General features: G+C 63.3%; 21 protein-coding genes. All 21 read left to right on the forward strand.

The window, feature by feature from the left end:
- Positions 1 to 60 precede the first annotated feature (60 nt).
- The 21 genes from fliH to ABEH27_RS13145 all read left to right on the forward strand — a co-directional run bounded on the left by fliH (position 61) and on the right by ABEH27_RS13145 (position 18,999).
- Positions 61 to 825 carry a flagellar assembly protein FliH gene (gene fliH / locus ABEH27_RS13045; RefSeq protein ID WP_346613983.1) on the forward strand — a complete coding sequence of 255 codons (765 nt, stop codon included), beginning with the start codon at positions 61 to 63 and terminating at the stop codon, positions 823 to 825.
- Positions 815 to 2,176 (forward strand): flagellar protein export ATPase FliI, encoded by a 1,362-nt coding sequence (fliI, locus tag ABEH27_RS13050; RefSeq protein WP_346613984.1) that lies wholly within the window; start codon positions 815 to 817, stop codon positions 2,174 to 2,176. Before fliH ends, fliI begins: the two co-directional genes overlap by 11 nt.
- Positions 2,177 to 2,179: 3 nt before the next feature.
- On the forward strand, positions 2,180 to 2,632 hold the full coding sequence (fliJ, locus tag ABEH27_RS13055; protein ID WP_346613985.1) for a flagellar export protein FliJ: 453 nt from the start codon (positions 2,180 to 2,182) through the stop codon (positions 2,630 to 2,632).
- 77 nt (positions 2,633 to 2,709) lie between these two features.
- A complete protein-coding gene (locus tag ABEH27_RS13060; RefSeq protein ID WP_346613986.1) occupies positions 2,710 to 3,015 on the forward strand; it encodes an STAS domain-containing protein in 306 nt (101 codons plus the stop codon).
- Between the two features lie 8 nt (positions 3,016 to 3,023).
- Entirely contained in the window at positions 3,024 to 4,715 is a 1,692-nt protein-coding gene (locus tag ABEH27_RS13065; RefSeq protein ID WP_346613987.1) for a fused response regulator/phosphatase, read from the forward strand.
- A gap of 60 nt (positions 4,716 to 4,775) precedes the next feature.
- Positions 4,776 to 5,123, forward strand: a complete 348-nt coding sequence (locus ABEH27_RS13070; protein ID WP_346613988.1) for an Hpt domain-containing protein — start codon at positions 4,776 to 4,778, stop codon at positions 5,121 to 5,123.
- 71 nt (positions 5,124 to 5,194) lie between these two features.
- Positions 5,195 to 6,487 carry a flagellar hook-length control protein FliK gene (locus ABEH27_RS13075; protein WP_346613989.1) on the forward strand — a complete coding sequence of 431 codons (1,293 nt, stop codon included), beginning with the start codon at positions 5,195 to 5,197 and terminating at the stop codon, positions 6,485 to 6,487.
- Between the two features lie 541 nt (positions 6,488 to 7,028).
- Entirely contained in the window at positions 7,029 to 7,526 is a 498-nt protein-coding gene (gene fliL, locus ABEH27_RS13080; protein WP_346613990.1) for a flagellar basal body-associated protein FliL, read from the forward strand.
- Between the two features lie 9 nt (positions 7,527 to 7,535).
- Positions 7,536 to 8,504, forward strand: a complete 969-nt coding sequence (fliM, locus tag ABEH27_RS13085) for a flagellar motor switch protein FliM (RefSeq protein WP_054900051.1) — start codon at positions 7,536 to 7,538, stop codon at positions 8,502 to 8,504.
- A 47-nt stretch (positions 8,505 to 8,551) separates the two neighbouring features.
- Positions 8,552 to 9,016, forward strand: a complete 465-nt coding sequence (gene fliN, locus ABEH27_RS13090; RefSeq protein WP_346613991.1) for a flagellar motor switch protein FliN — start codon at positions 8,552 to 8,554, stop codon at positions 9,014 to 9,016.
- A gap of 12 nt (positions 9,017 to 9,028) precedes the next feature.
- Positions 9,029 to 9,472: a flagellar biosynthetic protein FliO gene (gene fliO, locus ABEH27_RS13095; protein WP_346613992.1), complete on the forward strand. Its 444-nt coding sequence runs from the start codon at positions 9,029 to 9,031 to the stop codon at positions 9,470 to 9,472.
- The gene (gene fliP, locus ABEH27_RS13100) at positions 9,472 to 10,227 is read left to right on the forward strand and encodes a flagellar type III secretion system pore protein FliP (RefSeq protein WP_346613993.1); all 756 of its coding nucleotides are present in this window, start codon (positions 9,472 to 9,474) and stop codon (positions 10,225 to 10,227) included. Before fliO ends, fliP begins: the two co-directional genes overlap by 1 nt.
- A gap of 21 nt (positions 10,228 to 10,248) precedes the next feature.
- The gene (gene fliQ, locus ABEH27_RS13105) at positions 10,249 to 10,518 is read left to right on the forward strand and encodes a flagellar biosynthesis protein FliQ (RefSeq protein WP_346613994.1); all 270 of its coding nucleotides are present in this window, start codon (positions 10,249 to 10,251) and stop codon (positions 10,516 to 10,518) included.
- A 7-nt stretch (positions 10,519 to 10,525) separates the two neighbouring features.
- Positions 10,526 to 11,302, forward strand: a complete 777-nt coding sequence (gene fliR, locus ABEH27_RS13110; RefSeq protein ID WP_346613995.1) for a flagellar biosynthetic protein FliR — start codon at positions 10,526 to 10,528, stop codon at positions 11,300 to 11,302.
- Between the two features lie 2 nt (positions 11,303 to 11,304).
- Positions 11,305 to 12,447: a flagellar biosynthesis protein FlhB gene (gene flhB / locus ABEH27_RS13115; RefSeq protein WP_346613996.1), complete on the forward strand. Its 1,143-nt coding sequence runs from the start codon at positions 11,305 to 11,307 to the stop codon at positions 12,445 to 12,447.
- Between the two features lie 153 nt (positions 12,448 to 12,600).
- A complete protein-coding gene (gene flhA / locus ABEH27_RS13120) occupies positions 12,601 to 14,730 on the forward strand; it encodes a flagellar biosynthesis protein FlhA (protein ID WP_346613997.1) in 2,130 nt (709 codons plus the stop codon).
- A gap of 11 nt (positions 14,731 to 14,741) precedes the next feature.
- The gene (gene flhF / locus ABEH27_RS13125) at positions 14,742 to 16,049 is read left to right on the forward strand and encodes a flagellar biosynthesis protein FlhF (RefSeq protein WP_346613998.1); all 1,308 of its coding nucleotides are present in this window, start codon (positions 14,742 to 14,744) and stop codon (positions 16,047 to 16,049) included.
- Between the two features lie 93 nt (positions 16,050 to 16,142).
- The gene (fleN, locus tag ABEH27_RS13130) at positions 16,143 to 16,976 is read left to right on the forward strand and encodes a flagellar synthesis regulator FleN (protein ID WP_054900044.1); all 834 of its coding nucleotides are present in this window, start codon (positions 16,143 to 16,145) and stop codon (positions 16,974 to 16,976) included.
- Positions 16,973 to 17,713 (forward strand): RNA polymerase sigma factor FliA, encoded by a 741-nt coding sequence (gene fliA / locus ABEH27_RS13135; protein ID WP_346613999.1) that lies wholly within the window; start codon positions 16,973 to 16,975, stop codon positions 17,711 to 17,713. The genes fleN and fliA overlap by 4 nt, the downstream gene beginning before the upstream one ends.
- 104 nt (positions 17,714 to 17,817) lie before the next feature.
- Positions 17,818 to 18,192 (forward strand): chemotaxis response regulator CheY, encoded by a 375-nt coding sequence (locus tag ABEH27_RS13140; RefSeq protein ID WP_346614000.1) that lies wholly within the window; start codon positions 17,818 to 17,820, stop codon positions 18,190 to 18,192.
- A gap of 18 nt (positions 18,193 to 18,210) precedes the next feature.
- A complete protein-coding gene (locus ABEH27_RS13145) occupies positions 18,211 to 18,999 on the forward strand; it encodes a protein phosphatase CheZ (protein WP_346614001.1) in 789 nt (262 codons plus the stop codon).
- Positions 19,000 to 19,007: the final 8 nt, after the last annotated feature.

Raw genomic sequence — 19,007 nt, forward strand, 5'->3', positions numbered from 1 at the left:
TTCGCGGGTCAAGCCCGCGCCCACAAACACTGCATCGGCAGTTGTTGAGTACCTGAGAACATGCCCACCAAAGAATCCCACCCCAGCGACCTGATCCGTGCCCGCGACCTCGAAGGTGTCGACATCTGGACGCTGCCCAGCTTCGATCCCGAGCCCGAGCCGGTACCCGAGCCTGAGCCGGAAATCATCGAAGAAGAAGTCGAGGAAGTGCCGCTGGAGGAAGTCCAGCCGCTGACCCTCGAAGAACTCGAAGCGATTCGCCAGGAGGCCTACAACGAAGGCTTCGCCACGGGCGAGCGCGAAGGCTTTCACAGCACCCAGCTCAAAGTTCGCCAGGAGGCCGAAGAGGCCCTTGCTGCCAAGCTCGCCGGCCTTGAACAGCTGATGGCGCACCTGCTCGAGCCCATCGCCGAGCAGGACACGCAGATTGAAAAGACCCTCGTGCACCTGGTCGCGCACATGGCCCGCCAGGTCATCGGCCGCGAATTGCGCAGCGATTCCAGCCAGATCACCCACGTGCTGCGTGAAGCCCTGAAGCTGCTGCCGATGGGCGCGGACAACATCCGCATTCACCTCAACCCGCAGGACTTCGAGCTGGCCAAGGCCTTGCGCGAGCGCCATGAGGAAAGCTGGAAGCTGCTCGAGGATGACGCCCTGCTGCCAGGTGGTTGCCGTATCGAGACGGCGCACAGCCGCATCGACGCCACCATGGAAACGCGCATCGAAAAAGCCGTGGCACAGCTGTTCGACCAGTTGCACGACCAGGCCCTGCACCCGGCAGCGCCGGATGTCTCGATCGAGCTGGGCGCCAACGATGCGCCTTGACCGTACCAGCTTCGGCAAACGCCTGGGCGGCTACGCCGAGGCGATCAAGTTGCCGGTGCAGCCGGTGGTCGAAGGCCGCCTGCTGCGCATGGTCGGCCTTACCCTGGAGGCCGAGGGCCTGCGCGCCGCCGTAGGCGCGCGCTGCCTGGTGATCAACGACGACACGTACCACCCGGTGCAGGTCGAGGCCGAAGTCATGGGCTTCGCTGGCAGCAAGATTTTCCTCATGCCGGTCGGCAGCATTGCCGGCATCGCACCCGGCGCACGGGTGGTGCCGCTGGATGACAGCGGTCGCCTGCCGATGGGCATGAGCATGCTCGGCCGGGTGCTGGACGGCGCCGGTCGCGCCCTGGACGGAAAGGGCGGGATGAAGGCCGAGGACTGGGTGCCGATGGACGGCCCGATCATCAACCCGCTCAACCGTGACCCGATCAGCCAGCCGCTGGACGTGGGCATCCGCAGTATCAACGGCCTGCTGACGGTCGGCCGGGGCCAGCGCCTAGGCCTGTTTGCCGGTACCGGTGTGGGCAAGTCGGTGCTGCTGGGCATGATGACCCGCTTTACCGAAGCCGAAATCATCGTGGTCGGCCTGATCGGTGAGCGGGGCCGTGAGGTGAAGGAATTCATCGAGCACATCCTGGGTGAAGAAGGCCTCAAGCGCTCCGTGGTGGTCGCATCGCCGGCTGACGATGCGCCGCTGATGCGTTTGCGTGCCGCCATGTATTGCACGCGTATCGCTGAGTACTTTCGCGACAAGGGCAAAAATGTCCTGCTGCTGATGGACTCGCTGACCCGCTTTGCCCAGGCCCAGCGTGAAATCGCCCTGGCCATCGGTGAGCCGCCGGCCACCCGTGGCTACCCACCGTCGGTGTTCGCCAAGCTGCCCAAGCTGGTGGAGCGTGCCGGTAACGGCGAGCCGGGTGGTGGTTCGATCACCGCGTTTTATACCGTGCTGTCCGAAGGCGACGATCAGCAGGACCCGATTGCCGACGCCGCGCGGGGTGTGCTCGATGGCCACTTCGTGCTGTCACGCCGGTTGGCTGAGGAAGGCCACTATCCGGCGATCGACATCGAAGCGTCGATCAGCCGGGTCATGCCCCAAGTCGTCGATGCCGACCATTTGCGCCAGGCTCAGAAGTTCAAGCAGTTGTGGTCGCGGTTGTCGCAAAGCCGCGACCTGATCAGTGTGGGTGCGTATGTGGCCGGCGGCGATCCGGAAACCGACCTGGCCATTGCCCTGCAGCCAAAACTGGTGGACTTCCTGCGCCAGGCGCTCGATGAGAACGTCGGCATGGGCCAGAGCCGTCAGCAGCTGGGGGCGATCTTCATGCCCCCGTCGAACGGCGGCTAAGCCATGAGCGTGCAAAGCCGTGCCGCGCGCTTGGTGCCGGTGGTGAACATGGCCGAGGAAGCCGAGCGCAAGGCGGCGCAGCGCGTGGGGCATTTTCAGCAGTTGGTGGTGCAGGCGCAGGCCAAGCTTGCGGAGCTGGAGTCGTTTCGCGAGGGCTACCAGGCGCAGTGGATCAGCCGCGGTGGCCAGGGCGTCAATGGTAGCTGGCTGCTCAACTACCAGCGGTTTCTGGCCCAGCTGGAAACGGCCATGACCCAACAGCGCCAGAGCCTGACCTGGCACCAGAACAACCTCAAGAACGCCCGTGGTACCTGGCAGCAGGCCTACGCCCGGGTGGAAGGGCTGCGCAAGCTGGTGCAGCGTTACCTGGACGAGGCGCGGCGCGCGGAAGACAAGCGCGAGCAGCGCTTGCTGGATGAGTTGTCGCAGCGGTTGCCCAGGCAGGGCCACATCTAGCTGCAAGCTTGCAGCTGGCCCGGCTGCCTGCTAAACCTTGAAGAGTTGCATTCGCCATCATCGAAGGAATCGCTAGCATGGCAGTCGAAACTGATTTTTCGCAGGACGGGAAAAAGCTCACGATCAAGATCAAGGGGCGCTTCGATTTCGGCAAGCATCAGGAGTTTCGCGATGCTTATGAAAGCCAGCCCAGGCGGCCAGACTCGGTGGTCGTCGACCTCAAGGACACCACCTACCTGGACAGCTCGGCGCTGGGCATGTTGCTGCTGTTGCGCGATCACGCGGGCGGCGATAATTCGGACGTGCGCGTGGTGCACGCCAGCTCCGACGTGCGCAAGATCCTCGCTATCTCCAATTTTGAAAAACTGTTCGACATCAGTTGAGCGCCCCGATGTCGGCTGAGCAGCCGCTGACCGTGCTGGTGGCCGAAGATGGCGCCACGGATCGCCTGTTGCTGGCGCAAATCGTCCGGCGCCAGGGCCATCAGGTGTTCACCGCCGAAAACGGCGAACAGGCGGTGGCGCTGTTTGCCGAAAAGCGCCCGCAGCTGGTGCTGCTCGATGCCTTGATGCCAGTGATGGACGGTTTTGAAGCGGCGCGGCAGATCAAGGCACTGGCCGGCGAAGCGCTGGTGCCGATCATCTTCCTCACCTCGCTGAACGAAGAGGAGGCCTTGGTGCGCTGCCTGGAGGCTGGCGGCGACGACTTCATGGCCAAGCCGTACAGTGCGGTGATTCTTGCCGCCAAGATTCGCGCCATGGACCGCCTGCGGCGGCTGCAGGCGACCGTGCTGGCACAGCGCGACCTGATCACCCGGCATCACCATCACCTGCTCAACGAGCAGCGCGTGGCCAAGGCGGTGTTCGACAAGGTCGCCCATTCTGGCTGCATCACGGCGCCGAACATTCGTTACCTGCAATCGCCCTATGCCTTGTTCAACGGTGACCTGCTGCTAGCGGCGTTTACCCCGTCGGGCGACATGCATGTGCTGCTCGGGGATTTCACCGGCCATGGGCTGCCGGCCGCAGTCGGCGCCATGCCGCTGGCGGAGGTGTTCTACGGCATGACCGCAAAGGGCTACGGCCTGGCGCACATGCTTCGCGAGATGAACGCCAAGCTCAAGCGCATCCTGCCGGTGGACATGTTCTGCTGCGCGCTGTTGCTCAACTTGAGCGTGCAGCGCGGCACCGTGGAGGTGTGGAACGGTGGTATGCCGGATGGCTACCGGCTGTCGGCCGACGGCGAAGTGATTGCAAGCCTTGCCTCACGCCATTTGCCGTTGGGCGTCCTGGCGGCGGAGCGCTTCGATGACAGCACCGAAGTGCTGCCACTGGCGGCGGGCGAGCGCCTGTTGCTGTTGTCCGACGGTGTTGTGGATACGGCGGACGAACAGGAGCGCCTGTTCGGTGTCGAGCGCCTGCGCGCGGTGCTGGCGGCCAACCGCGACCCGGTGCAGCTGTTCGACGAGGTGATGCAGGCGCTGGAACGCTTTGGCGGGACCCCGCGGGATGACATCAGCCTGTGCGACATTCGCATGTTCACCGTCGAGGAGCGCGTGCCGGCGCCGACCCTCTATTCTGACAGTGGGCGCTCCAGTCCGCTGGACTGGTCGCTGGGGTTCGCGTTGCGCGGCGAAAGCCTGAAGCGCTTCAACCCGGTGCCTTACCTTGTGCAGTTGCTGCAGGAAATCCATGGCCTGCGGCCGCTTACCGGCGCCTTGCACAGCGTGCTCAGCGAGTTGTACTCCAATGCCCTGGAACATGGCGTGTTGGGCCTGGATTCGCGGCTCAAGCGTGATGCGCATGGCTTTGCCGACTACTATCAGGAGCGCGCCCGGCGTTTGGATGCCTTGGTCGACGGTTTCGTGCGCATCGACCTGAAAGTGGAACCGCTGGCTTCAGGTGGGCGTCTGATCATCGAGGTTCGCGACAGTGGTGCGGGGTTCGATGTGCAGCAGGTGCTGTCGCGTCCCGCCCGCGAGCAAGGCTTGAGCGGTCGCGGCCTGAAACTCGTAGGGCAGCTTGGCAGCGATGCCGGTTGGCGCGAAGGCGGCCGTTGCGCCTGGGTGCAGTTCGACTGGTAGGCCGCCTGGCCGGCAGTTTGGCGGTTGAGGCATAATCCGGCTTGATCAAGGAGTGAACAAGTGACTGACATGCATATTGACCACAAGGTGCTCAGTGACCTGCAGGAGGTCATGGAAGATGGCTACCTGCAATTGCTGGAAACCTTTCTGGAAGATTCCGAGCGGCGCCTGAGCCAGTTGCACGGTGCCAGGAATGCCGATGAGCTCGGCATGGCCGCGCACAGCTTCAAGGGCAGCAGCAGCAACATGGGTGCGGTTGGCCTGGCGCAGCTGTGTCATCAGCTCGAAGAGCGGGTCAAGGAGCGGCCACTGTACGGCATCGAGGACCTGATCAACCGGATCGACCAGGAATACCTGGAGGTACAGCGGTTCTACCGGGGTGAGCGCGCGCGGGTTTCTGCAGGCTGACGCGTAGTTGGCGTGACTTTTGCCTGTCTGTGTCCAGACGATATTCCAGTTTCTGGCGCGGAGACCCATCAATGCCTGTCGCACCCAATCCATTACTGCAAGCCAACACGCTGAGCAAGCCGTCGCGTGCGGGTTCCTCGCTGGTGGACAAGCCCCTGCAGGCGGCGGGCGGGCAGGGCGGCGGCTTCGACCAGGTCATGGCCGGGCAGGGGCGTGACAAAGGCGTGGGGCGCGATGACAAGGTCGCTCAGGCCAAGCCCAAGGACAAGCCCGACGTTGCCCAAGCCGGCAAGAAGGAGGCTGTCGACAAACCGACGGTTGCCGATGACGGCAAGAAATTGCCAGCAGACGATCAGGCCCAGGCCAGCACGGATGCTGCAGCGGGCGAAGAATCCACTTCCCTCGACGCCAACCTGGTGGCGGGGCAGGTCACTGATGCGCAGCCGGGGGCGCAACTGCTGCAGGCTCAGGCCGAAGCGGTAGCCCCAGTGCTGGCGGCTGTCCAGCAGCCCATCAGCGAGGCGTTGCCGGAAGAACCGGCGGCGCAAACCTTCGACCCCGACGCAGACGCCCTGGCCAATATGCCCGCCCTGCGCCTGGCGCTGGAGCAAAGCGCCCAGGCCAAAGGCACGACCTCGGCCCATGCCACCGACCCTGCGCAAGCCGACGATGGCCAAGCCGCCGTCAATCCATTGGCGACCCTGATGGACAAGATCGAAGCCGAGGCGGGGCAGTCGGAGACTGGTGACAAGGCATTCGGTGCACTGCTGGACGACGGCCTCAAAGACACCAAGAGCGCGGGCAGCGATACCCGTATCGACGATTTCGCCAACCGCCTGGCCAGCCTGACCCAGGCTGCCACGGCCAAGACCGCCAATGCCGTACCGGTGAGCAGCAACCCGTTGCATCAGCCGTTGCCGATGAACCAGAACGCCTGGGCCGAAGGCCTGGTCAACCGGGTCATGTACTTGTCCAGCCAAAACCTCAAGTCGGCCGACATCCAGCTGGAGCCGGCCGAGCTCGGGCGGCTGGACATTCGTGTCAATCTGGCGGCGGACCAGGCAACCCAGGTGACCTTCATCAGCGGCCACGCGGGTGTGCGTGATGCGCTGGACAGCCAGGTGCATCGCCTGCGCGAACTGTTCGCCCAGCAGGGGCTGGCGCAGCCGGACGTCAACGTCGCCGATCAGTCGCGCGGGCAGCAACAGCAGCAGGCGCAGCCGGACGGCTCGCAGTTGTCCGGGGTGGCGGCGCGGCGGGCCCAAGGTGGTGCCGGTGGCGAGCAGGGTGAGCTTGCCGATGCCGCTCGTCCGGTCGAGCAGCAGGTAGTGATTGGTGACAGTGCGGTAGATTTTTACGCTTGAAGGGTGTGGTGGGATTGAGATCGAGCGCCGCTTCGCGAAGCGCATGCCTTGGGATCTTCAGCGCCCTTGAGATCGAGCGCCGCCCGCGCGGCGCATCGCGGGCAAGCCCGCTCCTACATTTGTTGCAACGTGCCATGGCCTGATAGGCCATAGTTGCCAGCCTTGTTAGCACGACGCGATTTTTTGGTGGGCGCGGCCGGCGCCCCACCTGTCTTCAGCCATGCGCCAAGGCGGACAACCATGGCCTGACTGGAATGGCACGTTGCAACAAATGTGGGAGCGGGCTTGCCCGCGATGCGCCGCGCGGGCGGCGCTCGATCTCATGGGCGCTAAAGATCCTAAGGCAAGCGCTTCGCGATGCGCCGCGCGGGCGGCGCTCGATCTCAAGGGCGCTAAAGATCTCAAGGCAAGCGCTTCGCGCGGGCGGCGCTCGTCTCACCGTCGCCACAACATACATGCCATGCGCCCACAAACCTGGCATAACACTTGCTCAAGCCACGTCATCCTCCTTTGAAACCCAGATGGACGACGGATTATTGGCATGGCGAAGAGCGACGCAGTGAAAGACCCCGCCACTAAAGGCAAACTCAAGCTGATCCTGCTGCTGGTACTGGCCCTGTTGCTGGCGGTCGGCCTGTCGGTGGGCGCTACCTGGTTCTTCATGCACAAGAGCGAACCCGCCACACAGACCGACCCGGCAGCAGCGAACGTCAAGCCAGCGGCGCTGTACGAGGCCCTGTCCCCGGCGTTTGTGGTCAACTTCAACCAGAACGGTCGCCAGCGCTACATGCAGGTGAGCATCACCCTGCAAGGCCGCAGCCAGGCTGACATGGACGCCCTGAAGGTGCACATGCCGGTGATTCGCAACAACCTGGTGATGATGTTCTCCGGGCAAGGCTTCGACACCTTGGCCAGCAGCCCCGTGGGCCAGGAAATGCTGCGCCAGAAAGCCACCGCAGTGGTGCAGGAAGTGGCGCAGAAGGAAGTCGGCAAGCCGGTGGTAGACCAGCTGCTGTTCACCAATTTCGTATTGCAGTAGGAGTCCGTTATGGCCGTACAGGACCTGCTGTCCCAGGATGAGATCGATGCCCTGTTGCACGGCGTCGATGATGGGCTGGTACAGACCGAGAGCGCTGCCGAGCCTGGCAGCATCAAAAGCTACGACCTGACCAGCCAGGATCGGATCGTGCGCGGTCGCATGCCGACCCTCGAGATGATCAACGAGCGTTTCGCGCGCTATACCCGCATCAGCATGTTCAACCTGCTGCGCCGCTCGGCGGACGTGGCGGTTGGCGGCGTGCAGGTGATGAAGTTCGGCGAGTACGTGCATTCGCTGTACGTGCCGACCAGCCTCAACCTGGTCAAGATCAAGCCGCTACGCGGCACCTCGCTGTTCATCCTCGACGCCAAGCTGGTGTTCAAACTGGTGGACAACTTCTTCGGCGGTGACGGGCGTCACGCCAAGATCGAAGGCCGCGAATTCACCCCCACCGAGCTGCGGGTGGTGCGCATGGTGCTGGACCAGTGCTTCGTCGACCTCAAGGAAGCCTGGCAGGCGATCATGCCGGTCAACTTCGAGTACATGAACTCCGAGGTCAACCCGGCCATGGCCAACATCGTCGGGCCGAGCGAGGCGGTGGTGGTGTCAACCTTCCATATCGAACTGGACGGCGGCGGCGGCGACCTGCACGTGACCATGCCGTACTCGATGATCGAGCCGGTGCGCGAAATGCTCGATGCCGGTTTCCAGTCCGACCTGGACGACCAGGACGAGCGCTGGGTCAAGGCCCTGCGCGAGGACGTGCTGGACGTCTCTGTGCCGCTGAGCGCCACGGTTGCCCGCCGCCAGCTGAAACTGCGCGATGTGCTGCACATGCAGCCTGGCGACGTGATCCCGGTGGAGCTGCCGGAGCACCTGGTGCTACGCGCCAACGGCGTGCCGTCGTTCAAGGCGCGCCTGGGTTCGCACAAGGGCAACCTGGCGCTGCAGATCATCGACCCGATCGAACGCCGCTGACGGCGTGCCGGTCGCTCACTACGAATTGAATGCCTGTCGAGGACATCATGGCTAACGAAAACGAGATCACCTCCCCAGAAGACCAGGCCCTGGCCGACGAATGGGCCGCGGCGCTGGAAGAAACCGGTGATGCCGGCCAGGCTGACATCGATGCGCTGCTGGGCGGCGACAGCGGCAATGCCGGCGCTGGCCGGCTGCCGATGGAAGAGTTCGCCAGCTCGCCGCGGCCGAAGGAAAACGTCAGCCTCGAAGGCCCGAACCTGGACGTGATCCTGGACATTCCGGTGAACATCTCCATGGAAGTGGGCAGCACCGAAATCAACATCCGCAACCTGCTGCAGCTCAACCAGGGTTCGGTCATCGAGCTCGACCGCCTGGCCGGTGAGCCGCTCGACGTGCTGGTCAACGGCACGCTGATCGCCCATGGCGAAGTGGTGGTGGTCAACGAGAAGTTCGGCATCCGCCTGACCGACGTGATCAGCCCCAGCGAACGTATCAAGAAGCTGCGCTGAGTGAAGGGTACGATGCGGGCCCTGACGGCCCTGGCCACGCTGCTCGCCAGCGAAGCGGTGATTGCCGCTGCCGCACCGGCGGTGCCGGTAACGCCACCGCCAGGCACACCCGGCAGCCTGGGTGGGCAGCTGGCGCAGATGGTGTTCGGCCTGCTGCTGGTGGTGGGCCTGATCTTCTTCCTGGCCTGGCTGCTGCGCCGCATGCAGGGCGCTGCGCCCAAGGGAGGCCAGGTGATCGAGATCGTCGGTAGCCGCGCCCTTGGCCCGCGCGACCGGCTGTTGCTGGTGCAGGTCGGCAAGGAGCAGATTCTCATCGGCCATACCCCTGGCAGCATCGAGGCCTTGCACGTCATGGCCGAACCTGTGGAAGTAGCCGCCAGCGCCCGTCAGGCGACGCCGGAATTCGCCCAGCGGCTGATGGAGCTGATGGGCAAGGATCAGAAGGACAAGAAGTGATGATCGGCGCGCTGCGCATCATGTTCACCCTGGCGCTGCTGTTGGCCGCGCCGTTGGCCCTGGGCGCCGACCCGCTGTCGATCCCGGCCATTACCCTGTCCAATGGGCCGGACGGGCAGCAGGAATACTCGGTCAGCCTGCAGATCCTGATGATCATGACGGCGCTGAGTTTCATTCCAGCGTTCGTCATCCTGATGACCAGCTTCACCCGCATCATCATCGTCTTCTCGATCCTGCGCCAGGCGCTGGGCCTGCAGCAGACCCCGTCGAACCAGGTGTTGACCGGTATGGCGCTGTTCCTGACCCTGTTCATCATGGCGCCGGTGTTCGACCGGGTGAACCAGGACGCCGTGCAGCCGTATTTGAAGGAGCAGATGACGGCCCAGCAGGCCATCGACAAGGCCCAGGGGCCGCTGAAGGACTTCATGCTGGCACAAACCCGCCAGAGCGATCTGGACCTGTTCATGCGCCTGTCCAAGCGCACCGATATCGCCGGGCCCGAGCAGGTGCCGCTGACCATTCTGGTGCCAGCGTTCGTCACCTCGGAGCTGAAAACCGCGTTCCAGATCGGCTTCATGATCTTCATCCCGTTCCTGATCATCGACATGGTGGTCGCCAGCGTGCTGATGGCCATGGGCATGATGATGCTGTCGCCGTTGATCATCTCGCTGCCGTTCAAGATCATGCTGTTCGTCCTGGTCGATGGCTGGGCGCTGATCATGGGCACTTTGGCCGGCAGTTTCGGCGGCGTCTGACGCTGCCAAGGAGAGCCTTGCATGACACCTGAAGTAGCCGTCGACCTGTTCCGCGACGCCCTCTGGCTGACCACGCTGATGGTGGCCGTGCTGGTGGTGCCGAGCCTGTTGGTCGGCCTGGTGGTGGCGATGTTCCAGGCCGCCACGCAGATCAACGAACAGACGTTGAGCTTCCTGCCACGCCTGCTGGTGATGCTAGTGACGCTGATCGTTGCCGGGCCGTGGCTGACGCAGAAGTTCATGGAGTACATCACCGGCCTGTACACCAGCATCCCGCAGCTGATCGGTTGAAGCAGCCATGCTGGAGCTGACCGACGCGCAGATCGGCACCTGGGTCGCCACCTTCATGCTGCCGCTGTTCCGGGTGACCGCGGTGCTGATGACCATGCCGATCTTTGGCACCCGCATGCTGCCGGCGCGCATTCGCCTGTACGCGGCGGTGGCTATCACCGTGGTGATCGTGCCGGCCTTGCCGCCATTGCCCGAGTTCGACCCGCTAAGCCTGCGCGGCCTGTTGTTGTGTGGCGAGCAGATAATTGTCGGGGCATTGTTCGGCTTCTCATTGCAGTTACTGTTCCAGGCCTTTGTCATCGCCGGGCAAATCGTCGCGATTCAAATGGGCATGGCCTTCGCCTCGATGGTCGACCCGGCCAACGGTGTCAACGTGGCGGTGGTCAGCCAGTTCATGACCATGCTGATCAGCGTGCTGTTCTTGCTCATGAACGGCCACCTGGTGGCGTTCGAGGTACTGACCGAGAGCTTTACCACCTTGCCGGTCGGCAATGCGCTGGTGGTCAACCATTTCTGGGAGATGGCCGGGCGCCTGAGCTGGGTGTTCGGCGCCGGTCTGCTGCTGATCCTGCCGGCGATTGCAGCGCTGCTGGTGGTGAACATTGCCTTCGGCGTGATGACCCGTGCCGCGCCGCAGTTGAACATCTTTTCCATCGGCTTCCCGCTGACCCTGGTGCTGGGCCTGGGCATTTTCTGGGTGGGCCTGGCCGATGTGCTTTCCCACTACCAGGCATTGGCCAGTGAGGCGCTGCAATGGCTGCGTGATCTGGCAAGGGCGCGCTGAACATGGCAGAGAGCGAGAGCGGTGCCGACAAGACGGAAGACCCCACCGACAAGCGCAAGCGCGATGCGCGCGAAAAAGGTGAGATTGCCCGCTCCAAGGAGCTGAATACGGTGGCAGTGACGCTGGCCGGTGCGGGTGCGTTATTGGCCTTTGGTGGGCACTTGGCCGAGACGCTGCTGGCGCTGATGCGCCTGAACTTTTCGCTAACCCGCGAGGTGCTGACCGATGAGCGCTCCATGGGCCAGTTCCTGCTCGCCTCGGGCAAGATGGCGATCTGGGCAACGCAGCCGATCCTGGTGCTGCTGTTCTTCATTGCGCTGATCTCGCCCATCGCGCTAGGTGGGTTCATCTTTTCGGGCAGCCTGCTGCAGCCAAAATTCAGCCGCATGAACCCATTGTCGGGGATCAAGCGGATGTTTTCGATGAACGCATTGACCGAGCTGCTCAAGGCGCTGGCCAAGTTCTTCATGATTCTGATCGTTGCGCTGGTTGTGCTGAGCAACGATCGCCAGGCATTGCTGGCCATCGCCAACGAGCCGCTGGAGCAGGCGATCATCCACAGTGTGCAGGTGGTGGGCTGGAGTGCGCTGTGGATGGCGGCAGGGCTGCTGATCATCGCGGCGGCAGATGTGCCGTTCCAGCTGTATCAGACCCACAAGAAGCTGAAGATGACCAAGCAGGAGGTCAAGGACGAGTACAAGGACAGCGAGGGCAAGCCCGAGGTCAAGCAACGTATTCGTCAGCTGCAGCGCGAAGTATCGCAGCGGCGCATGATGGCCGCAGTGCCCGAGGCGGATGTGATCATTACCAACCCGACGCACTATGCCGTGGCCCTGCAGTACGACCCCGAGAAGGGTGGGGCGGCGCCGTTGCTGCTGGCCAAGGGTACCGACTTCATTGCCTTGAAGATTCGCGAGATCGGCGTCGAGCACAAGGTGCAGATCCTCGAGTCGCCGGCGCTGGCGCGGGCGATCTACTACTCCACCGAAATTGAACAGGAGATCCCCGCGGGGCTGTACCTGGCGGTGGCGCAGGTGCTGGCTTATGTGTTCCAGATCCGGCAGTACCGGGCGGGCAAGGGCAAGCGGCCGGAGCCGTTGAAGGATGAACTGCCGATTCCGCCGGATTTGCGGCGTGATAGTTGAGGGCTGCGGTGTATGTTGTGGGCCTGGCGGTGGTTCTATGTCGATCGCAAGAACACCCAAGATTCCGAGCCATACACAAAGTTGGAAAGCTTCTTGCAGAGCCACGCCCAAGCGCCCCTTGGGCGTCAAAGTTTTGCATGAAGAGGAATCGCGGTGGATCGCACTCAGTTAATCAGCAACGCGCGCCATAACCTGGCCGGCCTCGGTCGGGGCAACCTGGGTGTGCCGCTGTTGCTGCTGGTGATGTTGGCAATGATGATGTTGCCGATACCGCCGTTCCTGCTCGACGTGTTCTTCACCTTCAACATCGCCCTGTCGATCGTGGTCCTGCTGGTCTGCGTGTACGCACTGCGCCCGCTCGATTTCGCCGCGTTTCCGACCATCCTGCTGGTGGCAACATTGCTGCGCCTGGCGCTGAACGTGGCGTCCACGCGGGTGGTCATGCTGCACGGTCAAGAGGGGCATGGCGCCGCAGGTAAGGTGATCCAGGCTTTTGGTGAGGTCGTGATCGGCGGTAACTACGTCGTCGGTGCGGTGGTGTTCGCCATCCTCATGATCATCAACTTCGTGGTAGTGACCAAGGGTGCCGGGCGTATTTCCGAGGTGAGCGCGCGCTTCACCCTCGACGCCATGCCCGGCAAGCAGATGGCCATCGACGCCGACCTCAATGCCGGCCTGATCGACCAGGCGCAGGCAAAGTCGCGCCGCGCCGAGGTGGCCCAGGAGGCCGAGTTCTACGGTTCGATGGACGGTGCCAGCAAGTTCGTGCGCGGCGACGCCATCGCCGGCTTGCTGATCCTGTTCATCAACCTGATTGGCGGCATGCTCATCGGCATGCTGCAGCACAATATGTCGTTCAGCGATGCGGGCAAGGTCTATGCCCTGCTGACCATCGGTGACGGTTTGGTGGCGCAATTGCCATCACTGCTGCTGTCTACCGCCGCTGCAATCATGGTCACCCGTGCTTCGGGCTCCGAAGACATGGGCAAGCTGATCAACCGGCAGATGTTCGACTCGCCCAAGGCGCTGGCGGTGTCCGCGGGGCTGATGATCGTCATGGGGCTGGTGCCGGGCATGCCGCACGTCGCCTTCCTCAGCCTCGGCCTGCTGGCTGGTGGTGGCGCCTACCTGGTGTGGAAGAAGCAGCAGAAGGCCAAGGCCGACGCGCTGCAGGAAGCGCAGCGCCAGCAGGACCTGCTGCCCTCGCCACAGCGCGCGATGGACACCAAGGAGCTGGGCTGGGACGACGTGACGCCGATCGACATGATCGGCCTGGAAGTCGGCTACCGCCTGATCCCGCTGGTCGACCGCAACCAGGGTGGCCAACTGCTGGCGCGGATCAAAGGGGTGCGCAAGAAGCTCTCCCAGGACCTGGGCTTCCTCATGCCCACCGTGCACATTCGGGACAACCTCGACCTGCAGCCCAGCGCCTACCGCCTGACGCTGATGGGCGTGATCCTGGCTGAGGCCGAGATCTACCCGGACCGGGAGCTGGCGATCAACCCAGGCCAGGTGTTTGGCACCCTCAACGGCATCGCTGCACGTGACCCGGCGTTCGGCCTGGAAGCGGTGTGGATCGACATCGGTCAGCGTGCCCAGGCGCAGTCGCTGGGCTATACCGTGGTCGATGCCAGCACTGTGGTCGCCACGCACCTCAACCAGATCCTGCAGAAGCACTGTCACGAGCTGATCGGCCACGAAGAGGTTCAGCAATTGCTGCAGGTGCTGTCCAAGGCATCGCCTAAACTTGCTGAAGAGCTGGTGCCGGGTGTCATTTCCTTGTCGGGGCTGCTCAAGGTCCTGCAAGCGTTGCTTGCCGAGCAAGTGCCGGTGCGCGACATCCGCAGCATTGCCGAGGCTATCGCTAACAATGCCGGCAAGAGTCAAGATACCGCCGCGCTGGTGGCGGCAGTGCGCGTCGGATTGTGTCGCGCCATCGTGCAAAGCATTGTCGGCGTTGAGTCCGAGCTGCCTGTGATCACCCTTGAGCCAAGGTTGGAACAGATTTTGCTCAATAGTCTGCAAAGGGCCGGGCAAGGTCAGGAAGACGGTGTTCTTCTTGAACCGAGCATGGCCGAAAAGCTGCAGCGTTCGCTGATCGAAGCCGCCCAGCGCCAGGAGATGCAAGGCCAACCGGCCATCCTCCTGGTCGCAGGCCCGATCCGCGCCATGCTGTCGCGCTTCGGTCGCCTGGCTGTACCGAATTTGCATGTTCTGGCGTATCAGGAAATACCGGATAACAAGCAAGTCACCATCGTTGCCACCGTGGGCCCCAACGGCTGAGGTAGTGGGTTATGCAAGTTAAGCGTTTTTTCGCCGCCGATATGCGTCAGGCCATGAAGCTGGTTCGTGATGAGCTGGGCTCCGACGCCGCCATCATCGGTAACCGCCGCATCGCCGGCGGTGTCGAGCTGACGGCCGCGCTGGACTACAAGCTGTCCGCCCTGGCCCCGCGCGTGCCCAACCCCGAGCTCGAACAAGAGCTGCGCAAGACCCAGACTCGCATCGCCACTGCCCAGGCCGAACTGGACAACCGCAGCGAGGCCAGTGAAGGCGACCGCCAATTGTTTGCCGGGCAATCGCTGACCGCCTCGGAGCCATTGATCGAGCCGCACGTGGAGGCGCCGGCCGCTGCTGCTGCCGCTGCCCCGGCCCCGGTCGACCCGCGCCTGTTCGACGCCATGCGCTCTGAACTGTCGGGCCTGCGCGAACTGCTCGAAGTGCAGCTCGGCTCACTGGCCTGGAACCAGCTGCAAGGCAGCAAGCCGGCACAGGCCAACCTCTGGCGCCGGCTGCAGCGCATCGGCCTGTCCGGGCCGATTGCCCGCGAACTGCTCGAGCTCACCGCCGAGATCGAAGAGCCGCGCCAGGCCTGGCGCATGTTGCTGGCGCACCTTGCACGGATGATCGAAGTGCCCGAGATCGAGCCGATCGAAGAGGGTGGTGTGATCGCCATGGTCGGCCCCGCCGGCATGGGCAAGACCACCACACTGGCCAAGCTGGCGGCGCGTTATGTGCTCAAGTATGGCCCGCAGAACCTGGCCCTGGTGAGCATGGACAGCTTCCGCATCGGCGCGCAGGAACAGCTCAAGACCCTGGGCCGCATCCTCAATGTGCCGGTGACCTATGTCGACCCGGGCCAGTCGCTGGCCCAGGCGCTCGAGCCGCTGCTGCGCAAGCGCGTGGTGCTGATCGATACCGCAGGCCTTCAGGCCAGCGACCCGGCCCTGCGCATGCAACTGGAAAGCCTGGCCAGCCGAGGCATTGCCTCGAAGAACTACCTCGTGCTGGCCACCACCAGCCAGAAACAGGTGCTGACCGCGGCCTACCACAGCTACAAACGCTGCGGCCTGGCCGGTTGCATCCTGAGTAAACTTGATGAAACGGCAAGCCTCGGCGATGTGCTGAGCCTGGCCATCAGTCATGAACTGCCCGTGGCCTATCTCACCGATGGCCCGCGCATTCCTGACGACCTTCACCTGCCGCGGGCGCACCAGTTGGTGACGCGGGCGGTGAATGTGCAGTTGCAGGACGAGCCCAGCGAAGAGGCCATGGCCGATATGTTCGCTGATCTCTATCACAACCCACGACGAGCGGGTTGATGATGAAGCGTTTGCAAAATACCTACACCAAGGGGGCTGCAGTAATCCCCCTCGTGTGGCTTGGGTCCAAGCGAGACAAGGTAAACAACGAACATGGGTAGCATGCATCCCGTACAGGTGATCGCCGTAACCGGTGGTAAAGGTGGCGTCGGCAAGACTAACGTTTCAGTGAACCTGTCCCTGGCGCTGGCTGAGCTCGGCCGCCGGGTCATGCTGCTGGACGCTGACCTGGGCCTGGCCAATGTCGACGTGTTGCTGGGCCTGACCCCGAAACGCACCCTGGCCGATGTCATCGAAGGGCGCTGCGAGCTTCGCGATGTGCTGTTGCAGGGGCCGGGCGGTGTGCGCATCGTGCCGGCCGCCTCCGGCACCCAGAGCATGGTGCACCTGGCCCCGGCCCAGCATGCCGGGCTGATCCAGGCATTCAGCGAAGTCGGCGACAACCTTGATGTGCTGGTGATCGACACCGCGGCAGGCATTGGCGATTCGGTGGTCAGCTTCGTCCGCGCGGCGCAGGAAGTGCTGCTGGTGGTGTGTGACGAGCCGACCTCGATCACCGACGCCTACGCGTTGATCAAACTGCTCAACCGCGACTATGGAATGAACCGTTTCCGCGTGCTGGCCAACATGGCGCAAAGCCCGCAGGAAGGGCGCAACCTGTTCGCCAAGTTGACCAAGGTCACCGACCGTTTCCTTGACGTCGCCCTGCAGTATGTCGGCGCCGTGCCGTACGACGAGTGCGTGCGCAAGGCGGTGCAGAAGCAGCGGGCAGTCTATGAGGCGTTCCCGCGTTCCAAGTGCGCGCTGGCCTTCAAGGCGATTGCGCAGAAGGTCGATAGCTGGCCATTGCCGGCCAACCCGCGCGGGCACCTGGAGTTCTTCGTCGAGCGCCTGGTGCAACCCACCAGTGCAGGGCCAGTGCTATGAGTGCGAGCGGTTTCAAGATGTACAGCAAGGCGTCCAAGGACGCCCAGTACGAACTGATCGAACGCTACGCCCCGCTGGTCAAGCGCATTGCCTATCACCTGCTGGCGCGTTTGCCGGCCAACGTGCAGGTCGAAGACCTGATCCAGGCCGGCATGATCGGTTTGCTGGAAGTCGCCAACAAGTACGACGCCAGCAAGGGCGCCAGCTTCGAGACCTACGCCGGTATCCGCATCCGCGGGGCGATGCTCGATGAGGTGCGCAAGGGTGATTGGGCACCGCGTTCGGTGCACCGCAACACCCGCATGGTCAGCGACGCGATGCGCGCCGTGGAATCCAGAACCGGCCGCGACGCTAAAGATCATGAAGTTGCTGCCGAACTCCAGTTGAGTCTCGATGATTACTACGGGATTTTGAACGATACCTTGGGTAGCCGCCTGTTCAGTTTCGACGACCTGTTGCAGGACGGCGAGCATGAAGGGTTGCACGAGGACGGCGCCAGTGGCCAGGTCGAGCCGTCGCGCGACCTGGAAGACGAGCGCTTCCAGGCTGCCCTGACCGATGCCATCGCCAACCTGCCCGAGCGGGAGCGGCTGGTCCTGGCGCTGTACTACGACGAAGAGCTGAACCTCAAGGAAATCGGTGAGGTCCTGGGCGTCAGCGAGTCGCGTGTCAGCCAGCTGCACAGCCAGTGCGCCGCGCGCCTGCGCAGCCGCCTGGGGGAATGGCGGGCGCGCTGAGCCCGGGGTCGTTGCAGTCGTTTTCACGTTGTACCGAATTGATTGAATGCGCGCTCGGGGCCGAGCGCGTTTGAGACTGCTTGGAGGTCTAATTGAACAAAGACATGAAAATCCTCATCGTTGACGACTTTTCGACGATGCGGCGGATCATCAAGAACCTGCTGCGTGATCTGGGCTTCACCAATACCGACGAAGCCGATGACGGCACCACGGCGCTGCCGATGCTGCAGGCCGGGCATTACGACTTCCTGGTGACCGACTGGAACATGCCTGGCATGTCCGGCATCGACCTGCTGCGCAAGGTGCGCGCGGACGAGCGCCTGAAGGCCATGCCAGTGCTGATGGTGACTGCCGAAGCCAAGCGCGACCAGATCATCGAAGCGGCCCAGGCCGGGGTGAATGGTTACGTGGTCAAGCCGTTCACCGCTCAGGTGCTCAAAGAAAAGATCGAGAAGATCTTCGAACGCGTCAACGGCTGAGTCCGGTCAGGGGGCGCCATGGAATCAACACAAACGTCTTTGGGGGAGTTCGAATCGACCCTGAAGAAGCATGCCCAGGAGTTGGTCGAAAGCCTGGAGCGGGGACGGTTCGGCGAGGCGGTGCAGCTGATTCATCAGCTCAACCAGACCCGCGACCGTGGCCTGTACCAGGAAGTCGGCAAGCTGACCCGCGAGCTGCACAGCGCGATCGTCAGCTTCCAGATCGACCCGCACATGCCGCAGGCCGAGGAAGTTTCGCAGATTACCGACGCCACCGAGCGTTTGTCCTATGTGGTCAAGCTCACCGAAGGGGCTGCCAACCGCACCATGGACCTGGTGGAGGAAAGCACGCCTGTGCTGGGAGACCTGGCCGTTGAGGCGCAGAGCCTGAGCGTCGACTGGCAGCGCTTCATGCGCCGCGAGGTCGCCGCGCCGGAATTCCGTGAGCTGGTCAAACGCGTCGACAGTTTCCTGACGCACAGCGCCGAAGGTAACCGCAAGGTCGCTGGCCACCTTAATGACATTCTGCTCGCCCAGGACTATCAGGACCTGACCGGGCAGGTGATCAAGCGCGTGACTGCGCTGGTGACCGAAGTCGAAAGCAATCTGCTCAAGCTCGTGCTGATGGCCAGTCAGGTCGACCGTTTTGCCGGTATCGAACATGACCACCAACAGCTGCGTGCTGAAAAAGATCAAGAAAAATATCCGGCTCGGGGTGAAGGTCCGCAGATTCATGCCGATAAGCGTGAAGACGTCGTGTCCGGTCAGGACGATGTCGATGATCTGCTGTCCAGCCTGGGTTTTTAAGGAGCACC

This window comes from Pseudomonas sp. P39-UII1 (genome assembly GCF_039672635.1).
Lineage (GTDB): Bacteria > Pseudomonadota > Gammaproteobacteria > Pseudomonadales > Pseudomonadaceae > Aquipseudomonas.